We start from the raw sequence: 19979 nt of genomic DNA, 5'->3' as shown, positions 1-19979 counted from the left end.
GATGGATTTCTGCCTGTCTCGCGACAGGCGAAAACCTTCCTCTAATACTTGGTGTGAGACTCTTGATACTTTCGCTTCAGCCAGCTCCCGAAAGAGCCGGCCCGCATCCCGCATCAAGTGCCCACACTTATCGGCTGTAGGTTTTTAAAGATCGGTCACAACACCCGCGGTACCCCAACTATCCGGCACCGCTTCGTTTGCGTCGCTGCGTCTGCAGCAGAGAAACGAGATTATGGAGAGCCCACCACAACACGTCAAGCCCCATCTCACAATTTATTTAAAAAATCGAAGCGCTTAAAAAAGGAGCACTGTCACACCAGACTCAATTTAGTTAGTCATCCGATTTAATTAAAAGACTCACCAACCATAAGAACCGAAGAACACCAGAGGAGAGAGAACCTTCAGTGATGAATTTTTGCACTCAGACGAGGACCTCTCACTTACCGCCCTGGCTGAGAAGCTTCGCGGCTATCGCCTGCACACTCTTACTCCAATAGAGAGAACACCAACGCCGAGGTTGCTCAACAGGAAAAGGCGGCGGATATCCAATAGAAGATTCGCAAAAAGCCGCCTGCGAGCTTTTCCACAGAAAATGTTCGCAAGCCTGTGGATAACCACTCCACAACCCCGCCAAGTCATTGAAGCAAAACCGTTCTCTCGCGCTGCGCACGAAGCACGACCGCCTGTGCCGCCATGCCTCGCGCCCAATCTCGAACCGACCCCATCGTCGCGAGTGAAATCGCGATCATCAGAACGTTCACGCGCGCGCCGGCGCAGCCAACATAACTGTAAGCAAGCCCCCTCCCAGCCCATTTAACGCGACTGTCGCATTCGCGCAGCAGACTCTCCCGGCACGGCCGGAATTTCCGATTCAATAGTTTGCTAACGAATATTTTGGAAATACAATACCGCCCATGTCGAATCTCGATGCCCTGCGCCGCACGGTAAGCAGCACCCTGGTCGTCGCTGCCCGAAAGTGGCGACGCACGAGTCATGGCGTGCTGGCGGCCTTCAACGTCTCCGAAGCGTGCGCGACGCCGCTTCTCACCGCGAGCCGGCTTGGCTCGGCGGTGCGCCAGGTCACGCTGGCCGATCACGTCGGCATCGAAGGGCCTTCGCTCGTGCGGCTGCTCGATCAGTTATGCGCGGCGGGTCTGATGCGCCGCGAGGAAGATGCCGAAGACCGTCGCGCCAAGACCGTCGCGCTCACCGACGAAGGCCGCGCGGTCACCGCGAAGATGGAAGAGGAGCTGGTCACGTTGCGCGCACAGGCGCTCAAAGGCGTATCGCGCGACGACCTGGAAGCCGCGTTGCGCGTGCTGGACGCGTTCGCGACGGACGCCGCCGGACGCGCCGAGCCAGGTGGCGAACGCGACGCGCATGCAAGCCGCATGCCGCATGCGCGCTCCGATCCGGCAAAGCATGGGCCGATACAACGTGAAACGACGAAGCGCGATGCACCGAAGCGTGAATCGCCGCAGCGCACATCGTCGGTGAAGCGCGAGCCCGCGAAGCACGCCCCCCTTGCCGGCCAGAGCGGCCAAACCGGCCAGGGCGCGAGTAAAGCCGCCGGCAAAACGCGCGGCGCCGTCAAGGCGCGCAAGTCCACCAAAGGCGGCGCCCGCGCCACGGCGCCGCACAACGCCGATTCCGCGTAAAGGTTTATGGTCTACCCCACCCTTCGCGACTGGCTGTTCTCGGTCAAGACTTTCTTTGCGGCGATGCTCGCGCTCTACATCGGCCTCGCGTTCGAGCTGCCGCGGCCGTACTGGGCGATGGCTACCGTCTACATCGTGTCGAACCCGTTCATCGGCGCGACCCGCTCGAAGGCGATCTATCGCGCACTCGGCACCGCGCTCGGCGCATCGGGTGCGGTACTGCTCGTGCCGCCGTTCGTCGAATCGCCGTATCTGTTCAGCGTGGTCGTCGCGATCTGGACCGGCACGATGCTGTACCTCGCGGTGTCCGACCGCACCGCACGCAGCTACGTGTTCATGCTCGCCGCCTATACCATGCCGATCATCGCGCTGCCCTCGGTGACGAATCCCACCGGCGTGTTCGATCTCGCGGTCAGCCGGACCGAGGAAATCCTGGTGGGCATCGTCTGTGCGAGCATCGTCGGCAGTTCGCTGTTTCCGAGCCGTCTCGCGCCGACCATCATCGAGCGCACCGATGCCTGGTTTCACGACGCCGCGTTCTACGCAACCGAAACGCTGTCGGGCCGCATCGCCAGTTCGGCGATCTCGGGCGCGCGTCAGCGGCTCGCGAGCACGACCAACGGTCTGGAACTGCTGCTGAGCCAGCTCGCCTACGATCACACCCAGCCCGACGTGCTCGCGCGTGCGCACGGACTGCGCGGGCGCATGCAATTGCTGCTGCCGATCATGTCGTCGCTCGCCGATCCGCTGCTCGCGCTCTACAACAGCCGCCACAGTTGGCCCGACGGTCTCGAAGCGCTGCTCGCCGACGTAATCAAGTGGTTCAACCAGCCGCTGCCCGCGCCGAGCGAGGGCTACCGCGCGGACGAAACCGCCAACGCGCTGCGCGAGCGCATCGCCGCGATGCGCCCGCCCGCCGCCGCGCTGGCGCATTGGGACGGCGCGCTGCTGTCGAACGCGCTGTGGCGGTTGAAGCAGGTGATCGACGTATGGCAGGACTGCCGCTCGCTGCGCATCATCATCACGCGCGAGGAAGGCTCGTGGCGGCCGCACTTCCGCCATTGGCGGCTCGGCGGCACCGAGCGCTTCTACGACCGCGGCATGATGCTGTTCGCGACCGTCTCGGTCGGGCTCGCGGTGATTCTCGCGTGCGCACTGTGGATCAGCTCGGGCTGGAACGACGGCGCGAGCGCGGTGACGCTCGCGGCGGTGGCCTGCTGCTTCTTCGCCGCGCTCGACGAGCCCGCGCCATTCGTGTTTCGCTTCTTCGTCGCGACTGCCGTCAGCGTGCTGGCCGCGGGCGTCTATCTGTTCGTCGTGCTGCCGCAGGTACACGATTTCCCGATGCTGGTCATGATGTTCTCCGTGCCGTTCATTCTGGTCGGCACGCTGATTCCGCGCCCGCAATTCAACATGGTGACGGTGCTGGTCGCGGTGAACACGGCGACCTTCATCAGCATTCAGGACGCATACGACGCCAACTTCCTCACGTTCATGAACGCGAATCTCGCGGGCCTCTCCGGCCTGCTCTACGCGTATCTGTGGACGCGCGTCACGCGCCCGTTCGGCGCTGAACTCGCCGCAGCGCGCCTGTTGCGCTCGAGCTGGGCCGACGTCGCGCTGACCGCGTCGACGCGGCCGATCGAAGACCCGCGCAATCTCGCCGCACGCATGCTCGACCGGCTGATGCAGCTGATCCCGCGTCTCGCCGCGACCGACGACCACCGCCATCCGTCGATCGAGAGCTTCCGCGATCTGCGCATCGCGTTCAATGCGCTCGATCTGCGGCGCCTCACGCGCAAGCTCGGCGGCGAAGCGCCGGCCGCGATCGATCACGTGCTGGATGGAGTGCGCACTTACTACGAGAGCTGCGTCTCCCGACGCCGCCGCGAGCCGGTGCCGGATAGCCTGATGTCGTCGATCGACGCGGCCGTCGCGCGCGTCACCGCGCAAGGGCTCGCGAATGCCGCGGCGCCGACCGAAACCTCGCAGACCTCGGCGCGCCAGTTGCGCGACGCGCTGCACGCGCTCGTCGGCTTGCGTCTTTCACTGTTTCCGGCCACGCTCACGAAACCGACGCCAACCGAACCGGAGGCTTCCGCGTGATGCGCCCGTTCAGCCGCCCGTTCCCCCTTTTTTCCAGTTCCCGCGATGATCGGTGAAATCGATATCTTCGGCGTATTCGTGCCGTCCGTGCTGGTCCTGATGTTGGTCGCCTATCTGATCAACCTCGCGATCCGCACCGTGCTCGCGTACGTCGGCTTCTACCGCTTCGTCTGGCATCGCTCCATCTTCGATCTCGGCATCTATGTGCTGGTGCTGGGCCTTGTCGTCGTCGTTTCGCACAGACTAATAACGTGAAAAAAACCTGGTTCTCCGTCGGTCAGATTCTGTTGACCCTGATCGTCGTAGTGATCGCAGCGCTCGTGCTGTGGAAACTGGTCAACTACTACATGTTTGCGCCGTGGACCCGCGACGGACACGTACGCGCTGACGTGATCCAGGTCGCGCCGGATATCTCGGGGCTAATTTCATCGGTCGAGGTGGCGGACAACCAGCAGGTCAAGCAGGGCCAGGTGCTGTTCGTGATCGACCAGGCGCGCTACACGCTCGCGCTGCGCCAGGCCGAGGCGACCGCGCTGCAACGCCGCGCGACGCTCGACCAGGCGCGCCGCGAATACGCGCGCAACCGCCAGCTCGGCAACCTCGTCGCGACCGAGGTGCTCGAGGAGAGCCGCTCGCGCGTCGAAACGGGCGAAGCCGCGCTCGCCGACGCAAACGTCGCGATCGACACCGCGAAGCTGAACCTCGAACGCTCGACGATCAGGAGCCCGGTCGACGGCTATCTGAACGATCGCGCGCCGCGCGTCGGCGAATTCGTCTCGGCGGGCCGCGCCGTGGTCGCGGTGGTCGACATGCATTCGTTCCGCGTCGACGGCTATTTCGAGGAAACCAAGCTGCGCGGCATCGACATCGGCCAGCCGGTCGACATCACCGTGATGGGCGAGCCGACGCCGTTGCGCGGACACGTGCAGAGCATCGTCGCCGGCATCGAAGACCGCGACCGCACGCAAAGCGCGAATCTGCTGCCGAACGTGAATCCCGCGTTCAGCTGGGTGCGGCTCGCGCAGCGCATTCCGGTGCGCGTCGCGCTCGACGAGGTGCCCACCGACTTCCGCATGATCGCGGGCCGCACCGCGACGGTGTCGGTGCGCGATCTGTCGCCGGTCAGAAGGCGGGCGGTGTCGGGAACGGCGGGGGCCTCGGGCTCGATGGCCGCTTCCGCCGCGCCGGTGGCGCCTGGGTCGGCCGTGGCTTCCAGTTCCGCTGCGTCGGCCGCGGCTTCGGCGGGCGCCTCGCAATGAAGCTCGCGCGCGCCCTGTCCTCGCTCGCGCGGCTGCCCGCGCTGCCGCCGCTGCGCCCACTTCGTCCGCTGCTTCCGTTGCTCCCGCTGTTGCCGCTCGCCGTCGCGCTGAACGGCTGCATCAACGTCGGCCCCAACTACGCGCTGCCGAAGCAGGCGCTCGTCAACGCGCCGCTCGCCAATGGAGCGCTCGAAGGCGCCGACCCCACGCTGACGTCGACCCGCAACATGCCGACCGTCTGGTGGAAGCTATACGACGATCCGGTGCTGAACGGCCTCGTCGACGAAGCGCTGAAATCGAACACCGACTTGCGCGTCGCGGCCGCGAATCTCGCGCGCTCGCGCGAGGCGCTGGGCGTCGCTCAAGCCCAGGGCGGCTTTTCGGGCAGCGCGTCGGCCGTGGTCGAACGCGCGCAGGAATCGGCCGAGCAATACCTGCTCACCGAGAAACTGCCGGTCGTGAACGAAGCCGACCTCGGCATCAACGTCTCGTACGAAATCGATCTGTTCGGCAAGCTGCGCCGCGGCGTCGAAGCGGCATCGGCGGACACCGAGGCGGTGGAAGCGGCGGGCGACCTCGCGCGCATCACCGTGGTGGCGGACGTGGTGCGCTCCTACGTCGAGCAATGCTCGGCGGCCGAGGAGCTGCGCATCGCGCAGCAATCACTCACGCTGCAGAAGGAGCGGGTGGACGTGTCGCGCCGTCTGCGCGACGCGGGCCGCGGCAATCAGACCGAAGTCACGCGCGGCCAGACCCAGGTCGAGAACCTGGCGGCCGACATCCCGCGCTACACGGCGCGCCGCAAGATCGCGCAATACCAGCTCGCGGCGCTGCTCGCGCGTGCGCCGTCCGATCTGCCGCCAGCCGTGCTCGCGTGCGACCGGCTGCCGCAAATCAGCCAGCCGATTCCGATCGGCGACGGCGCCGCGCTGCTGCGCCGCCGCCCGGACGTGCACGAAGCCGAGCGTCAGCTCGCGGCGTCGACGGCGCGCATCGGCGTCGCGACCGCGGCGCTCTATCCGAGCGTGAGCATCGGCGCGTCAACCGGCTTCACCGGCGTTCTCGAAGACATCGGCACGTCGCCGACGGCGCGCTGGGCCTTCGGTCCGCTCATCAGTTGGGACTTCCCGATCAACGGCGCGCGCCAACGCGTGCGCGAAGCGGAAGCATCGAGCCAGGCCGCGCTCGCGAAGTTCGACGGCGTGGTGCTGACTGCGCTGCGTGAAACCGAGACCAACCTTGCGACCTATGCGTCGGACTACGAGCGCGCCGAATCGCTGCGCGCGGCGCTGAAGTCGGCGGCGCAATCGGCGGATGAAACGCATCGGCTGTATCTCAGCGGACGCGAGTCGTTCATCTCCGATCTGGACGCGACGCGCACGCTGACAGCGGCGAAATCGCAGTTGGCGGCCGCGGAAGGCCAGGTGGCGGCCGATCAGGTCAACCTGTTCCTCTCGCTCGGCGGCGGCTGGGAAGTCGGGGGACAGAGTACGCCGGGCGAAACGCCGCCGCAGCTGAAGGCCACACCTGTCGCGGCCAAGGCGGCAGCAGCCACGCCGGCAACCGCAACCAGCAAAACACCCTGACCGACTTACCTTACGAATTATTTTTGAAAATCTTTCTTTTTGCTTTCGTTTTCGGTTAAATACGTGACACCACTACACGCTACGGGGTCACATATGTCGCCATTCATGCAGGGGGTCGTCACGTTGGGCGGATGCATCGGCATCTTTACCGCGGTGGTCGCCATGGTGGAGATGTTGGCGAACTGAGTCTGGGCTGCTGAGGGCGGCATGAGGGTGTTCAGCCTTGGCGTTCCTTTGCCCCCTTCGCCTCCTTCACCCCCTTCGCCGCCAGATGAATCGCCGCCCTCACCCGCGGATACGTGCCGCAACGGCACACCACCGGCGTCATCGCCGCGTCGATATCCGCGTCGGTCGGATTCGGCTTGTGCTTCAACAACGCGCAAGCCGCCATCAATTGCGCGCTCTGGCAATAGCCGCACTGCACCACATCGAGTTCGATCCACGCCGCCTTCAGTGCTTGCGCCTCGCGGCCCTGCATGCCTTCGATCGTCGTGATCTTCTGCGTGTGCAGGCTCGACATCGGTGTCTGGCAGGCAAAGCACGCGACGTCATCGAGATTGATCGTGCACGCGCCGCAGATGCCCACGCCACAGCCGAACTTCGTGCCGGTCATACCGAGATCGCAACGCAATACCCATAGCAGCGGCATGTCCGGCGCGGCCTCGATCTGCACCATGCTTCCGTTGATATTCAGTATTCCCATGTTTTTCTCCTGAATCGCGTGGCCTCGGCCAACCCTTCTTCCCATCAGGCGAGCTTCAACGGCAGAGTGCGCAAACGCTGCCCGGTCAACGCAAACACCGCATTGGCTACCGCCGGTGCGATCGGCGGCACGGCTGGTTCGCCGACGCCCTGCGGATGCAACTGGCTCGGCATGATGTCGGTTTCGATCACCGGACATACATTCATCCGCACGACCGGAAAATCCACGAAGTTCTTCTGCTGCACCTGACCGTTGACGATCGTGATCTCATTCTGCAACGCGCTGGAAAGGCCGAACACGATGCCGCCTTCCATCTGCTGGCGGATCAGATTCGGATTCACCGGCAAGCCGCAATCGATCACGCACACCACGCGATGCACGCGAATCTGCCGGTTCGGGCCAATCGACACCTCCGCGACCTGCGCGACGACGCTGCCGAACGCCTCGTGCAACGCTACGCCACGCGCGCAAGGCGCGCCGTCAGCGGCATGCGCGAGCGGACGTCCCCAGCCCGACAAGGCTTCGACACGTTTTAGTACGGCCAGGTGACGCGGATGCCGCGCGAGCAGCATCGCGCGAAACGCGACCGGATCCTGGCCGGCTGTGACGGCGGCTTCGTCGGTGAAGCTCTCGGTGAAGAACGCCTGGTGCGAATGGCCGACCGAGCGCCAGAAGCCAACCGGCACCGGCAACTCGACGATCTTGTGCGACACGCGCGCGGCGGGCCATTCGTACGGTTGGTCGAACGCGCCTTCGCAGGTGGTCTTGTCGATCGGAATGCGCGGCACTCCGTAGTAGCGCGCGAGCGATTCCGGCACGATCGCCTGGCCCGCCGACCTCGCTTGCCACGCCACCAGCTTGCCGTGCTCGTCGAAGCCGGCCTGGAGCCTGGCCGCACATGCGGGCCGGTAGAAATCATGCGTGAAATCCTGCGCGCGCGACCAGATCGTTTGCACCGGACGACCCTCCGCCTCGCGCGCAATCGCCGCGGCCTGGACGATGAAATCGAGTTCGAGACGCCGCCCGAATGCTCCGCCCAATAACTGCAGCTGCATGTCGACCAACTCAGCATCGATGCCGAGCGCCTTCGCCACGTGCTGCCGGGCAAGCCCCGGCACCTGCGTCGAAGCCCACACAGTGGCGGCGCCGTCCGCAACCTGCACGGTGCAGTTGAGCGGCTCGACGGCGCCATGCGCGAGATACGGCACGTGGTACATGGCGTCGATCGTGCGCGCCGCGCGGCTCATCGCACTGTCGACGTTGCCGCGATGAAAGTACACATGAGCGCCGGTGTCATCGAGCGCGTCGACAAGGCGGCGCTCGATCTCCGCGCTCGACACCTTCGCGGCCGCGTCTTCCTGCCAGTCCACCGCGATCGCCGTGACGGCGCTCATTGCGCGATAGGGGTTGTCCGCGATCACGGCCACGCCGCCGGTTCCGCCCGCATACGGCGCTACGGCGAATGCCTTGATGAAACCCGGCGTTTTCCGCGCGGGTGTGTCGTCGAAATGCGCGACGGTGCCGCCGAGCGTCGGGCACATCACGACGCTCGCGTACAGCAGACCAGTAGGCAATACGTCGATGCCGAAGCGCGCCGTGCCGTTGATTTTCGACGCCGCTTCGATGCGGCGCACGGGCTGTCCGATCAGCCTGAAGTCGGCGGGCTGCTTCAATGCGACCTTGCGCGGCAGCGGCTGCTGCGCCGCCATCGACGACAACTCGCCGAAGCTCGCCTTATGGCCCGACGCGTGCAGCACATAGCCCTTTTCCACGCGGCATTCGCCGGACGCCACATGCCACTGCCCGGCCGCCGCGCCGATCAGCATCGCGCGCGCCGATGCGCCGGCCTCGCGCATCGGCGTCCATAGGTCGTTGATGCTCGACGAGCCGCCCGTCATCATCGTGCCAAACTCGCCCACCGCCTTGCGCGTGATCCACACGGCGCCGCGCTTGACGAGACTATCGTCGTCGGGGCGGAACGGCAGATCGTCGACGATGCTCTGCACGCTGTTGTAGATCCTGTCGATCGGCGCTTCATCCACACGCACTTGCGACCAGTCCGCGTCCAGTTCCTCGGCGAGCAGCATCGCGAGGCCCGTGTGAATGCCCTGCCCCATCTCCGCCTTGCACATCATGATCGTCACGCTGTTGTCGGCGGCGATCTTGACCCAGCCATTGAGCGCGATCTGCGAGCCTTGCGCCGGCAGTGGGGTCGAGGTGGTCAGACGCTGCCGCGGCGGCAGCACGGACCAGCCGACCAGCAGCGCGCCGACCGCGCTGGCGCCGCCGAGCAGGAAGGTTCTGCGCGTTAACATTGCATGGCTCGATGGCTTGGCTCGATCGGCTCGCACGATGGCGGGACAGCGGCGAAAGCGCACAGACGCCCGACCGTGTTGGCGGACCATGTTTGCGCTGCGTTCGCGAATAGTAATAAGACGGACAGGCGGGCGGGAGACTTAAATGCGCGCGCCCGCTTCAAACGGCCAGCGGGTACGGGAATACGCGCGATGAAGGCGGGGGAAGGAAATCGTGGGGTGTTTCATTAACTGCAAACGGCGAATCGCGATTCGCCATTCGCGAACCGCAAAGCGCAAAGCGCGGCTGCGCGACAGCGGCGTGCCGGGTTGCGCCGGCACGCCTCGCGTGTTGCAACTCCGCTCATCAGCGGCGGTTCGAGCCCGACATCACGTCGATCCACACGGCCAGCACGAGGATGCAGCCCTTCACGATCATCTGCCAGTAGGCATCGACGTCGAGCATCGACATGCCGTTATCGAGGCTCGCCATCACGAGCGCACCGATCAGCGCGCCGTACACGGTGCCCGAGCCGCCGCGCATCGACGTGCCGCCGATAAAGCACGCGGCGATCGCATCGAGTTCGCCCATCGTGCCCGCCGACGGCGAGCCGGCCGCAAGCCGCGCGGTGTTGATGATGCCGGCGAACGCGCACATGAGCCCCATCAGCGCGAAGATGACGAGCTTCACGCGATCGGTGTTGACGCCGGAGAGCCGTGTCGCCTCGAGGTTCGAACCGACCGCGTAGATGCGGCGCCCGAACACGGTCTGTGTCGCGATCCACGTGAAGATGCCGAGCAGCGCGAGCAGCAGCAGCACGGGCACCGGAATGCCGCCGTAGCGGTCGAGCGTGGCGACGAAGCCCGCGAGTATCGCGCCCGCGCCGATCACCTTCGCGACGTCCTGCCAGAGCGGCACGACGCGCAACTGATAACGCTGACGGTTCGCGCGCTGCCGCATCGTCAGGAATGCCAATAACAGGAACAGCACGACCGCGAGCGTGTCGCCCGCGAGCCGCGGCAAGTAGCCCTGGCCGACGAACACGAAGCCGTCCGACACCGGTGCGATCGTCGAGCCGCCGGTGATGCCGAGCAGGATGCCGCGATACGCAAGCATGCCGCCGAGCCCGACGATGAACGACGGCACGCGCCGGTACGTCGACCACCATCCGTTGAACACGCCGACCGCCACGCCGAGCAGCATCACCACCGGTATCGTCACGCCGATCGGCCAGTGGCGGTTCACGTCGAGAATCGCCGCGACGCCGCCGAGCAGGCCGAGCAGCGAGCCGACCGACAGATCGATTTCACCCGCGATGATGACGAACACCATGCCGCACGCGAGCATGCCGGTAATCGACATTTGCCGCAGCAGGTTCGATATGTTGCGCGGCGTCACGAACGCGCCGTGCGTGAGCACTGAAAAGAAAGTCCAAATCACGGCGACGGCAATCAGCAAGGCGAGAATCTTGTAACGTGCAAATAGCTGCTGAATACGCTGTGTGCCGCCGAATGCGCCTCGCGGCACGGCATTGTCGGTGCGTTGGGAAGTCACTTCGGGAGTCATGCGGCACTCGCTGCGGTTGGGTTCGAAGATAGATGCACAGGGCGGATCGCGGCGCCGAGTATGTCCTCCTGCGTAAGGCCGTCGTTGACGAAGTCGCCGCGCAACTCGCCTTCGCCGATCACGAGCACACGGTCGCTGATGCCGAGCACTTCCGGCAATTCAGACGACACCATCGCGATCGACATGCCACGCTGCGCCAGTTGGAAAATCAGTTTGTAGATTTCGTATTTCGCGCCGACGTCGACACCGCGCGTCGGTTCGTCGAGAATCAGCACCTTCGGATCGGTCAGCAGCATGCGCGTGAGCACGGCCTTCTGCTGATTACCGCCCGAGAGGCTCGCAATCGACAGCATCGGGTTCGCGGCGCGCACCGAAAGCCGCTTCATTTCCGTGTGAATCGTGTCGAGTTCGGCCGCGGAATCGATGCGCCCGCCCGACGCGAAACGCTGCAACACGGCGAGCGTGATGTTATGACCGACGCTCAGGCCCGGCACGATGCCGTGACGCTTGCGATCCTCGGGCACCATCGCAATGCCCGCGCGAATCGCGTCGATCGGCGCGCGAATCTTCAGCGGCTTGCCGTCGAGCACGACACTCGCCTCGCTCATACCCGCATACGCGCCGAAGATCGCCTGCATCAGTTCCGTGCGGCCCGCGCCGACGAGCCCGGCCACGCCGAGAATTTCGCCGCGCCGCAACGCGAACGACACGTCGTCCACGCGCTTGCGGCGCGGATTCGTCACGTCGAAACAGGTCACGTTACGCGCTTCGAAGACGACGTCGCCGATTGGATGCGGCTCGCGCGGAAACAGGTTCTTGATCTCGCGGCCCACCATCAGCGCAATGATGCGGTCGGTGGTGAGTGAATGCATCGGCTCGGTCGCGACATGACGGCCGTCGCGAATCACGCTGATCGTGTCGCAAACAGCCGCGACTTCGTCGAGCTTGTGCGAGATGTACACGCAGGCAATGCCGCGCCGCTTCAGATCGCGCACGATGTCGAGCAGAATCGCGATTTCGGACGCGGTCAGCGACGACGACGGTTCATCGAGAATCAGCAGCTTCGCACGCTTGTTCAGCGCCTTCGCGATCTCGATCAGTTGCTGATGGCCGCCGCCGTAGTTCATCACCGGCTGCGCGGCGTTGATGCCGCTAATGCCGAGTTCGCCCAGCAGTTCGTCGGCGCGCTGATACATCGCCGCGTAATTCATGCGCCCGCCGGGCAGCGTGATCTCATTGCCGAGAAAGATGTTCTCCGCGACCGACAGCTCCGGCACCAGCATCAGTTCCTGGTGAATGATGATGATGCCGGCGCGCTCGGTATCGCGCACGCTCGTGGCCTTGAGCGGCTCGCCTTCCCAGGTGATTTCGCCCTCCCAGGTACCGTGCGGATAGACGCCCGAAAGCACTTTCATCAGCGTCGATTTGCCCGCGCCGTTCTCGCCGCACAGGCCCACGCATTCACCCGGCGAGACGGTCAGGTCGATGCCGTCGAGCGCCTTCACGCCGGAAAACGCTTTGACGATGCCACGCATCGTCAGTAGAGGTTGCGTCATTCGCTATGCCTCGCTGCAAGGTGGGCGGGTGCGGACAACGCTTCCCGGCGCCATGGCCCGGGAAGCGTGGCAATCACGCCGCGCCCGTCTTTCGTCTTATTGGCTCGCGAGCTGCGCCTGCGTGTAGAAGCCGTCCTTCACGACGAGGTCGACGTTGGCCTTCGTCAGCTTGGTCGGCTGCAACAGCACCGTATCGACCTTCTTCTTGCCGTTGTCGTATTGCGCATTGAACGCCGGCTTTTCGCCCTTCGCAAGCGCCACCGAGAGCTTCGCCGCTTCACCCGCAATCAGCTTGAGCGGCTTGTAGACGGTCATCGTCTGCGTGCCGGCCATCACACGCCTGACGGCCGCGAGGTCGGCATCCTGGCCCGAAATCGGCACCTTGCCCGCGAGGTTCTGGGCGGCCAGCGCCTGGATCGCGCCGCCGGCGGTGCCGTCGTTCGAGGCGACGACGGCGTCGATCTTGTTGTTGTTCGCAGTCAACGCGTCCTCCATGATGCGCAGCGCCGTCGAAGCGCTCCACTCCGGCACCCATTGCTGGCCGACTACCTTGATGTCGCCCTTGTCGATCGCCGGTTGCAGCACCTTCATCTGCCCCTGGCGCAGCATCTTGGCGTTGTTGTCGGTCGGCGCGCCGCCGAGCAGGAAGTAATTGCCCTTCGGCCGCACGTCATAGACGCCCTGGGCCTGCATTTCCCCGACCTTCTCGTTGTCGAACGAGATGTAGGCGTCGATATCGGCATCGAGAATCAGGCGGTCATACGAGACGACCTTGATACCCGCTTTCTTCGCTTCGGCGACCACGTTGCCGAGCGTCTTCGAATTGAACGGCACGATCACGATCACGTCGACGCCGCGTGAAATCAGGTTTTCGATCTGCGAGATCTGACGCTCCTCGCTCGCATCGGCCGATTGCACCGACACTTTCGCGCCGAGCTTTTCCGCCGCGGCGACGAAATAGTCACGATCGCGCGACCAGCGCTCGACGCGCAGATCGTCGATACAGAAGCCGATTTCCGGGTGATCCTTGCTGGCGTGCGCGAGCGGCGCGGCAAGCGACAGGCTGGCGAGCACTGCTCCACACAGCAGCGAACCCAGTACGTTACGACGCATTGCGAATTTCATTTCCGTCTCCTTGTTGTGATAGCCGGAATACCGGATGGGTCGGTCTGCGCTGCGAGCCGCAGAACCGGATAAGCAACAACCCACAAGCTTCCTGTTTCGCGCGATCAGCGTGGCCGCGCGATCTTTGTGTGATGCTTCATTTCGTGCATGCAGTACTTCAGGCTGCCATTGCGCGCACCGGAGTGCGTTTCAATGTCCGCTATAAATCGCCTGATTCACGATGTTCTCCATGCGCTCCTGCTGCCCGCTCGCATGTTGCGGATTGAGCTCGCGCGCGATGGTGTCCGATGCGAGTGCCGAGAGCGAGTACTCGCCGGACAGGATCTTGCGGCCGAACTCCGTGTCCCAGCCCGCGTAACGCTGACGCTTGAACTGCTCGAGGCTCTCGTTTTCGATCAGCACCGCCGCGCGCTCGAGACCGAGCGCGAGGTTGTCGATCGCACCGATGTGACCATGAACCAGGTCTTCCGCATCGACACTTTGCCGGCGCACCTTCGCGTCGAAGTTCATGCCGCCCGTCGTGAAGCCGCCGTGGCGCAGAATTTCGTAGAACGCGAGTGTCAGTTCCTCGACACTATTTGGGAATTGATCGGTATCCCAACCGTTTTGCTGATCGCCGCGATTTGCGTCGACGCTGCCGAAAATGCCGAGCGCAAAAGCCGTCGCGATTTCGTGATGGAACGAGTGTCCCGCAAGCGTCGCGTGATTCGCCTCGATGTTCACGCGAATCTCTTTCTCGAGCCCGTGTTGCAGCAAAAAGCCGTGCACGGTCGCGACGTCGTAGTCGTATTGATGCTTGGTCGGCTCCTGCGGCTTCGGCTCGATCAGCAGCGAGCCCTTGAAGCCGATCTTGTGTGCATGGTCGACCACCATGTGCAGGAAGCGCGCGAACTGCTCGCGTTCGCGCACGAGGTCGGTATTGAGCAGCGTGTCGTAGCCTTCGCGGCCGCCCCACAGCACGTAGTTTTCACCGCCGAGCCGCAGCGTCGCGTCGAGCGCATGACGCACCTGAGTCGCGGCAAATGCGAAGATCTCCGGGTTCGGGCTGGTTGCAGCGCCGCCCGCGTAACGTGGATGCGAAAACAGATTCGCCGTGCCCCACAACAGCTTGATGCCGGTATCCTGTTGCTTGCGCGCGAGGTAGTCGGACACGCGCAGGAAGTTTTCGCTGTATTCCTTGACGCTCGCGCCTTCGGGTGCGACGTCGGTATCATGGAACGTGTAGTACGGCGTACCGAGCTTCGAGAAGAACTCGAACGCGGCGTCGGCTTTCTGCATCGCCCGTTCCATTGCGTCACCGGGCTGCTGCCATGGGCGCCGGAACGTGCCCTGCCCGAAGATATCGACGCCGGGCCACACGAACGTATGCCAGTAGCACACTGCAATGCGCAGATGCTCTTCGAGCGTCTTGCCGAGCACTTTCCTGGTTCTGTCGTAGTGGCGGTACGCAAACGGGTTGTCCGATTGCGGACCTTCATAGCGAATCTCGGGGATGTGTTCGAAGTAGGACATCTGCGTCTCCTTGTTATGTTGCACCGCAACCCGCGCGACGGCGCCGCGCCAGCCGACGAAGTGACGCCATGCTGCCGCTTGCACGATGTGCCGGCAATTGCGAAATTGCTCAGTACGCTTGATGTTTCTTACCGCCCGCGCGTTTGTTTACTACGAGCGCGCAATTCGGGGCCTAGAATAACCAGACGCTTAAAAACGGGGCTGCACGCGAGCCCTCGACAGAAAGGAGACAAAGGCGCCGTGGCGACTCCAGCCGCACGCCGATTACCGCCATGACCCGCCCGCAAGCACCCCAGACGAGCCATCGGATCGCCCTGCTCTTCAACGCGAACAAGGTCTACGACCGCGAAATCATCACCGGCATCGGCAATTACCTGCTGTCGACGCGGGTCGCATGGGACCTCTTCCTCGAAGAGGACTTTCGCTGCCGGCTCGCGGGCATCGAGCGCTTCGACGGCCACGGCATCATCGCGGATTTCGACGATCCCGCCGTCTACGAAGCGCTGCGCGGCTGTCCGTTGCCGGTGGTCGCGGTGGGTTCGTCGTATGCGGACCCGGCGCAGTACCCTGAGGATTTACCCTATATCGCGACCGACAACAGCAAGCTCGTGTCGCTCGCCTACACGCATCTGATCGGCGCGGGCCTCGAGAACTTCGCGCTGTACAGCCTGCCGCAGGCGCAGGAAAACCGCTGGGCGCAGCAGCGCGAACTCGCATTTGCCCATTTGCGCAGCGTCGACGGACATGGCGCCGCGCAGGTCGGCAGCGAGATCTATCGCGGCCTGTCGACGAGCGCGCCGTCATGGAACCAGGCAATCGAGCAGCTCACCGCATGGCTGCGGCAACTGCCGAAGCCGGTCGGCATCATCGCGGTGACCGATGCGCGCGCAAGGCACCTATTACAGGCCTGCCTGATCGCGGGCATTGCGGTGCCCGAGGAAGTGGCGATCATCGGCATCGACAACGATCCGCTCACCCGCACGCTCACGCGCATCCCGCTTTCCTCGGTCATTCAGGGCACCGAGGAAATGGGCCGCACTGCTGCGCACATCCTGCATCAGATGCTGCACGGCGCGCGTTTTCCGGGGCGCCGCATTCTCGTGCCGCCGGTCGGCATCAACGTGCTCGAATCGACGCGGCATCAGCCGCTTGCGAGTCCCTATGTGATGCGCGCGCGGCATTTCATTCGCCAGTACGCATGCCAGGGCATCCGCACCGAACAGGTGGCCGATTATGTGGGCGTGTCGCGCTCGTCGCTCGAAGAGTACTTCCGGCGCGAGCGGCAGTGCACCGTGCATCAGGAAATCCTGCGCCACAAGCTCGACGTCGCGAAGTCGCTGCTCGCGAAACGCGATGCGTCGAGCGCCGAAGTGGCGATTCGCTGCGGCTTCACGTCGCTGCAATACATGTACGCGGTGTTTCGCCGCGAACTCGGCTGCACGCCGCGCGAATACCAGGAGCGCGTGAGTTCGGAGCCGACGAAAGCGGCGGGCTGAGCACATTTTTTATTTTTTCTCCGCATTCACCACATGATCAGCATCGCACAACTTTCTTCCGAGCCGTGGGGCACGCTGCACGGCGGCGATCGCGTCCGGCTCTACACACTGCGCAACGCGCACGGCATGAAAGTCGCCATCAGCGACCTCGGCGCGACGCTGGTCTCATGGCACGCACCGGATCGCGCGGGACGTCTCGGCGACATTCTGCTCGGCCACGACACGCCCGCCGAATATGTCGCGGCCACGACCTACATGGGCGGGCTGATCGGCCGCTGGGCGAACCGCATTGCCGGCGCGCGCTTCATGCTCGACGGTATCGAGTACACGCTCGATCGCAACGAAGGCGCGAATCTGCTGCACGGCGGCACGGTCGGCTTTCATCGCGCGCTGTGGGATGTGAGCGAGGATGACGGCGCGTTGCTGATGCGCCTCGAGTCGCCCGAAGGCGACGCGGGTTTTCCGGGCAACGTGACCGTGCAGGTGCGCTACTCGCTCGACGACGACGGCACGCTCACGATCGGATACGAAGCGATCACCGATGCGGCGACGCCGCTCAATCTGACGAGCCATCCGTACTTCAATCTGACGGGCCGCGCGGGCACGGATATTCGCGGCCACGTGCTGTCGATCGACGCCGAACGCTTTTTCGAAGTCGACGCCGCAATGATTCCGTGCAAGCTCGCCGACGTCGCGGGCAACGCATTCGACTTCCGGCAGAGCGCGCCGCTCGGCGCGCGGCTCGACTGGCCGCACACGCAACTCGCGCGAGCCGGCGGCTTCGATCATTGCTACGTGCTGCGCGATGCGGACGAAGGCGGCGCGGGCACGGGCGGCGCGAATGAAAGCACGCCACAGGTGCGTCAGGTTGCCCGCGCGTACGACCCCGGCAGCGGACGAGAGCTGACCGTCTCGACCGATCAGCGCGGCTTGCAGTTCTACACCGGCAATGCGCTGAACGGCGACAGCGGACGCGGCGGCGTGCGTTATCAACGGCATGCGGGTTTGTGCCTTGAAGCAGGCAGCTTTCCGAATCAGGTCAATATGACCGGGCAGGATGAAGTGATCGTGCGGCCCGGCGCTACTTACCGGCAAATAACCGCTTATCGCGTCGATGTACGCAAGGGAGTTTGAGCAATTTTGCGCTGATTGCCCCGTTCCCTTACGAACGGCGGAACGCCGCTATTACAACGAGCCGACTTGTTGTTTGGGTCAATACTGAATTAACTGCCTGGTGGTTTCCCTAAGGTTCATTGCTTTCTAGACTCCGTTAATGGGTGCCGGTATTGCCGCGGTGCCGATAAACAATGTCGGAGGAAAACATCATGAAATCGCTTATCCAGGCGGTCGCATTCGCGGTCGTTATTGCCGCGCCGGTTGCATCGTTCGCGCAATCCCAGCAGCCGGTCACACGCGCGGAAGTCAAGGCTCAACTGCAGCAACTCGAACAGGCCGGCTACAACCCGGCCGAAGCAACGGACGCCTCGTATCCCGCCGATATTCAGGCGGCCGAAGCGCGCGTCGCCGCACAGAACGCCATGGCGCACGGCGACACCACGGGCTATGGCACGCCGACGACGGGAATGTCGCAATCGGGCGGACAGCATCCGATGGTGACGAACCCGGCGGATCAGTGACGCATACGGCGACCGTATAGCAGCGGGCACAAGCAGGTGTTCGGGGAAGCCGCTTGCGTACTTTCGGCGCTTTGAGCGCTTTCTGCACTTTGAGCGCTTGCGGTGCTTGTGTAGTGTTTGCGTTTTGCCGCGGCTAACGCAGCTCTTGCAGCCCTTTTTGCAGTCCCTGTGCACGTGAAGCGGGCGCATGCTTTTCGAAGCATGCGCCCGCTTTTGTATTCTGCGCACGACTCATGAAGTGAAGACGGCAAGCTTCAGCGATGCGAACATCGCCGATTCATCGCGTTGAGCGCACAGTTCATGTTGACGAATCTGGTCAACAATGCGTTCGATACGGAAATAAACTTCCCTGTGGTAAATCCCGATGTTGCACGATCAACGAGGGGGCGTCGGCTCCCTCATTTCATGGAGACATGCCATGCCCCGCAACGCCGCTGAAAAACGCGCCGCCTTCCGTGCCCTGCATACGTCCGGTTGTTTCGTGCTGCCCAATCCCTGGGATGCGGGCAGCGCGCGTTATCTGCAAACCCTCGGTTTCAAGGCGCTCGCCACGACGAGTTCCGGTTTTGCGTGGTCCACCGGACACGCCGACAACACGCTGCCGCGTGAAGCGGTGCTTGCGCACTTGCGCGCCATCGTCGAGGCGACCGATCTGCCGGTCAACGCCGACTTCGAGAACGGCTTTGGCCGGGATCCGCAAGGTGTCGCCGAAAGCGTGAAGCTCGCGGTCGCGACTGGTGTGGCGGGCCTATCGATCGAAGACTCGACCGGCGACCCTGCGGCGCCGCTCTTTCCCGTCGACATTGCCGTGCAGCGCATCAGCGCGGCGCGCCGGGCCATCGACGAGACGGGCGGCGACACGCTGCTGATCGGCCGCGCGGAAAATTTTCTCACCGGCAAGCCCGATCTCGACGAGACGATAGCGCGCCTGAAGGCATACGCCGCGGCGGGCGCCGATTGCCTGTACGCGCCCGGCATCCAGACGCCCGCGCAGATCGAGGCGGTGGTCGCCGCAGTTGCGCCCAAACCATTCAACCTGCTGATCGGCTCGACGTCGAAGCTCACGCTGCAGGACGTGGCGGCGCTCGGCGTGCGGCGCATCAGCGTCGGTGGCGGGCTCGCCCGCGCCGCGTGGGGTGGCTTCATGCAGGCCGCCCAGGCGCTCGCCGACGGCCGCTTCGACTTGACCGGCGCAGCGCCCGGCTCGCAGCTCAACGAGCTGTTCAGTCGCGGCGCGTGACGATAAGCACTTTGCCAAAGCGTTCGCATCATGCGTTGCTCGTAGCGGAAGCGGCCGGCGTTTCCAATGCGAAAAAGCGCGCGAACGCCTTGCGCATCTCACAACGTCCCACCTCCTATCCCGCCGCGGGCCGCATCGGCACTGAACAGGCGCACTCAAACCGGTGTACGCCGCCCGTCAGCCCCGCCGCCCGTCCCTGCCGGATGCGTCCGTTGCGTCAAATGTTATGATCGGAAACAT

General features: G+C 64.2%; 15 protein-coding genes. 9 read left to right on the top strand and 6 right to left on the bottom strand.

The window, feature by feature from the left end; all coding sequences use genetic code 11:
* The first annotated feature begins 914 nt into the window (after window positions 1-914).
* From B9Z01_RS31805 to B9Z01_RS31785, 5 genes are read left to right on the top strand one after another with little or no spacing between them, the layout of a single operon-like run.
* Complete coding sequence (locus B9Z01_RS31805; RefSeq protein WP_085489511.1) at window positions 915-1658, top strand: MarR family winged helix-turn-helix transcriptional regulator; 744 nt, start codon at window positions 915-917, stop codon at window positions 1656-1658.
* Between the two features lie 6 nt (window positions 1659-1664).
* Window positions 1665-3764, top strand: coding sequence for an FUSC family protein (locus tag B9Z01_RS31800; RefSeq protein WP_085489510.1), 2100 nt, complete (start codon window positions 1665-1667; stop codon window positions 3762-3764).
* A gap of 45 nt (window positions 3765-3809) precedes the next feature.
* Window positions 3810-4019 (top strand): DUF1656 domain-containing protein, encoded by a 210-nt coding sequence (locus tag B9Z01_RS31795; RefSeq protein ID WP_085489509.1) that lies wholly within the window; start codon window positions 3810-3812, stop codon window positions 4017-4019.
* Entirely contained in the window at window positions 4016-5023 is a 1008-nt protein-coding gene (locus B9Z01_RS31790) for an efflux RND transporter periplasmic adaptor subunit (RefSeq protein WP_085489508.1), read from the top strand. The genes B9Z01_RS31795 and B9Z01_RS31790 overlap by 4 nt, the downstream gene beginning before the upstream one ends.
* Window positions 5020-6609 carry an efflux transporter outer membrane subunit gene (locus tag B9Z01_RS31785; RefSeq protein ID WP_085489507.1) on the top strand — a complete coding sequence of 530 codons (1590 nt, stop codon included), beginning with the start codon at window positions 5020-5022 and terminating at the stop codon, window positions 6607-6609. The genes B9Z01_RS31790 and B9Z01_RS31785 overlap by 4 nt, the downstream gene beginning before the upstream one ends.
* Window positions 6610-6826: 217 nt before the next feature.
* Here B9Z01_RS31785 and B9Z01_RS31780 read toward each other — a convergent pair whose 3' ends face one another.
* The 6 genes from B9Z01_RS31780 to xylA form a co-directional block, all read right to left on the bottom strand.
* Window positions 6827-7312, bottom strand: a complete 486-nt coding sequence (locus tag B9Z01_RS31780) for a (2Fe-2S)-binding protein (protein WP_085489506.1) — start codon at window positions 7310-7312, stop codon at window positions 6827-6829.
* A gap of 44 nt (window positions 7313-7356) precedes the next feature.
* Window positions 7357-9627, bottom strand: a complete 2271-nt coding sequence (locus B9Z01_RS31775; protein ID WP_085489505.1) for a xanthine dehydrogenase family protein molybdopterin-binding subunit — start codon at window positions 9625-9627, stop codon at window positions 7357-7359.
* 346 nt (window positions 9628-9973) lie between these two features.
* Window positions 9974-11173 carry a sugar ABC transporter permease gene (locus B9Z01_RS31770; protein ID WP_085489504.1) on the bottom strand — a complete coding sequence of 400 codons (1200 nt, stop codon included), beginning with the start codon at window positions 11171-11173 and terminating at the stop codon, window positions 9974-9976.
* Complete coding sequence (xylG, locus tag B9Z01_RS31765) at window positions 11170-12729, bottom strand: D-xylose ABC transporter ATP-binding protein (RefSeq protein WP_085489503.1); 1560 nt, start codon at window positions 12727-12729, stop codon at window positions 11170-11172. The genes B9Z01_RS31770 and xylG overlap by 4 nt, the downstream gene beginning before the upstream one ends.
* A gap of 96 nt (window positions 12730-12825) precedes the next feature.
* Window positions 12826-13854 (bottom strand): D-xylose ABC transporter substrate-binding protein, encoded by a 1029-nt coding sequence (xylF, locus tag B9Z01_RS31760; protein ID WP_085489502.1) that lies wholly within the window; start codon window positions 13852-13854, stop codon window positions 12826-12828.
* 189 nt (window positions 13855-14043) lie between these two features.
* On the bottom strand, window positions 14044-15366 hold the full coding sequence (xylA, locus tag B9Z01_RS31755) for a xylose isomerase (RefSeq protein WP_085489523.1): 1323 nt from the start codon (window positions 15364-15366) through the stop codon (window positions 14044-14046).
* A gap of 272 nt (window positions 15367-15638) precedes the next feature.
* Here xylA and B9Z01_RS31750 point away from each other — a divergent pair, with 272 nt between their 5' ends.
* From B9Z01_RS31750 to B9Z01_RS31735, 4 genes are all read left to right on the top strand, one after another.
* Window positions 15639-16862, top strand: a complete 1224-nt coding sequence (locus tag B9Z01_RS31750; RefSeq protein WP_085489501.1) for a XylR family transcriptional regulator — start codon at window positions 15639-15641, stop codon at window positions 16860-16862.
* 33 nt (window positions 16863-16895) lie between these two features.
* Complete coding sequence (locus tag B9Z01_RS31745; protein ID WP_085489500.1) at window positions 16896-17996, top strand: aldose epimerase family protein; 1101 nt, start codon at window positions 16896-16898, stop codon at window positions 17994-17996.
* Between the two features lie 191 nt (window positions 17997-18187).
* Window positions 18188-18499 carry a DUF4148 domain-containing protein gene (locus B9Z01_RS31740; protein ID WP_085489522.1) on the top strand — a complete coding sequence of 104 codons (312 nt, stop codon included), beginning with the start codon at window positions 18188-18190 and terminating at the stop codon, window positions 18497-18499.
* A gap of 418 nt (window positions 18500-18917) precedes the next feature.
* Complete coding sequence (locus B9Z01_RS31735; RefSeq protein WP_085489499.1) at window positions 18918-19739, top strand: isocitrate lyase/PEP mutase family protein; 822 nt, start codon at window positions 18918-18920, stop codon at window positions 19737-19739.
* The last annotated feature ends 240 nt before the right edge of the window (window positions 19740-19979 follow it).

The organism is Paraburkholderia susongensis, from assembly GCF_900177725.1.
In the GTDB taxonomy this organism is placed as follows: domain Bacteria; phylum Pseudomonadota; class Gammaproteobacteria; order Burkholderiales; family Burkholderiaceae; genus Paraburkholderia; species Paraburkholderia susongensis.
The sequence above is the reverse complement of the archived record's forward strand: the minus strand, read 5'-3'. Positions and strand labels throughout refer to the sequence as shown.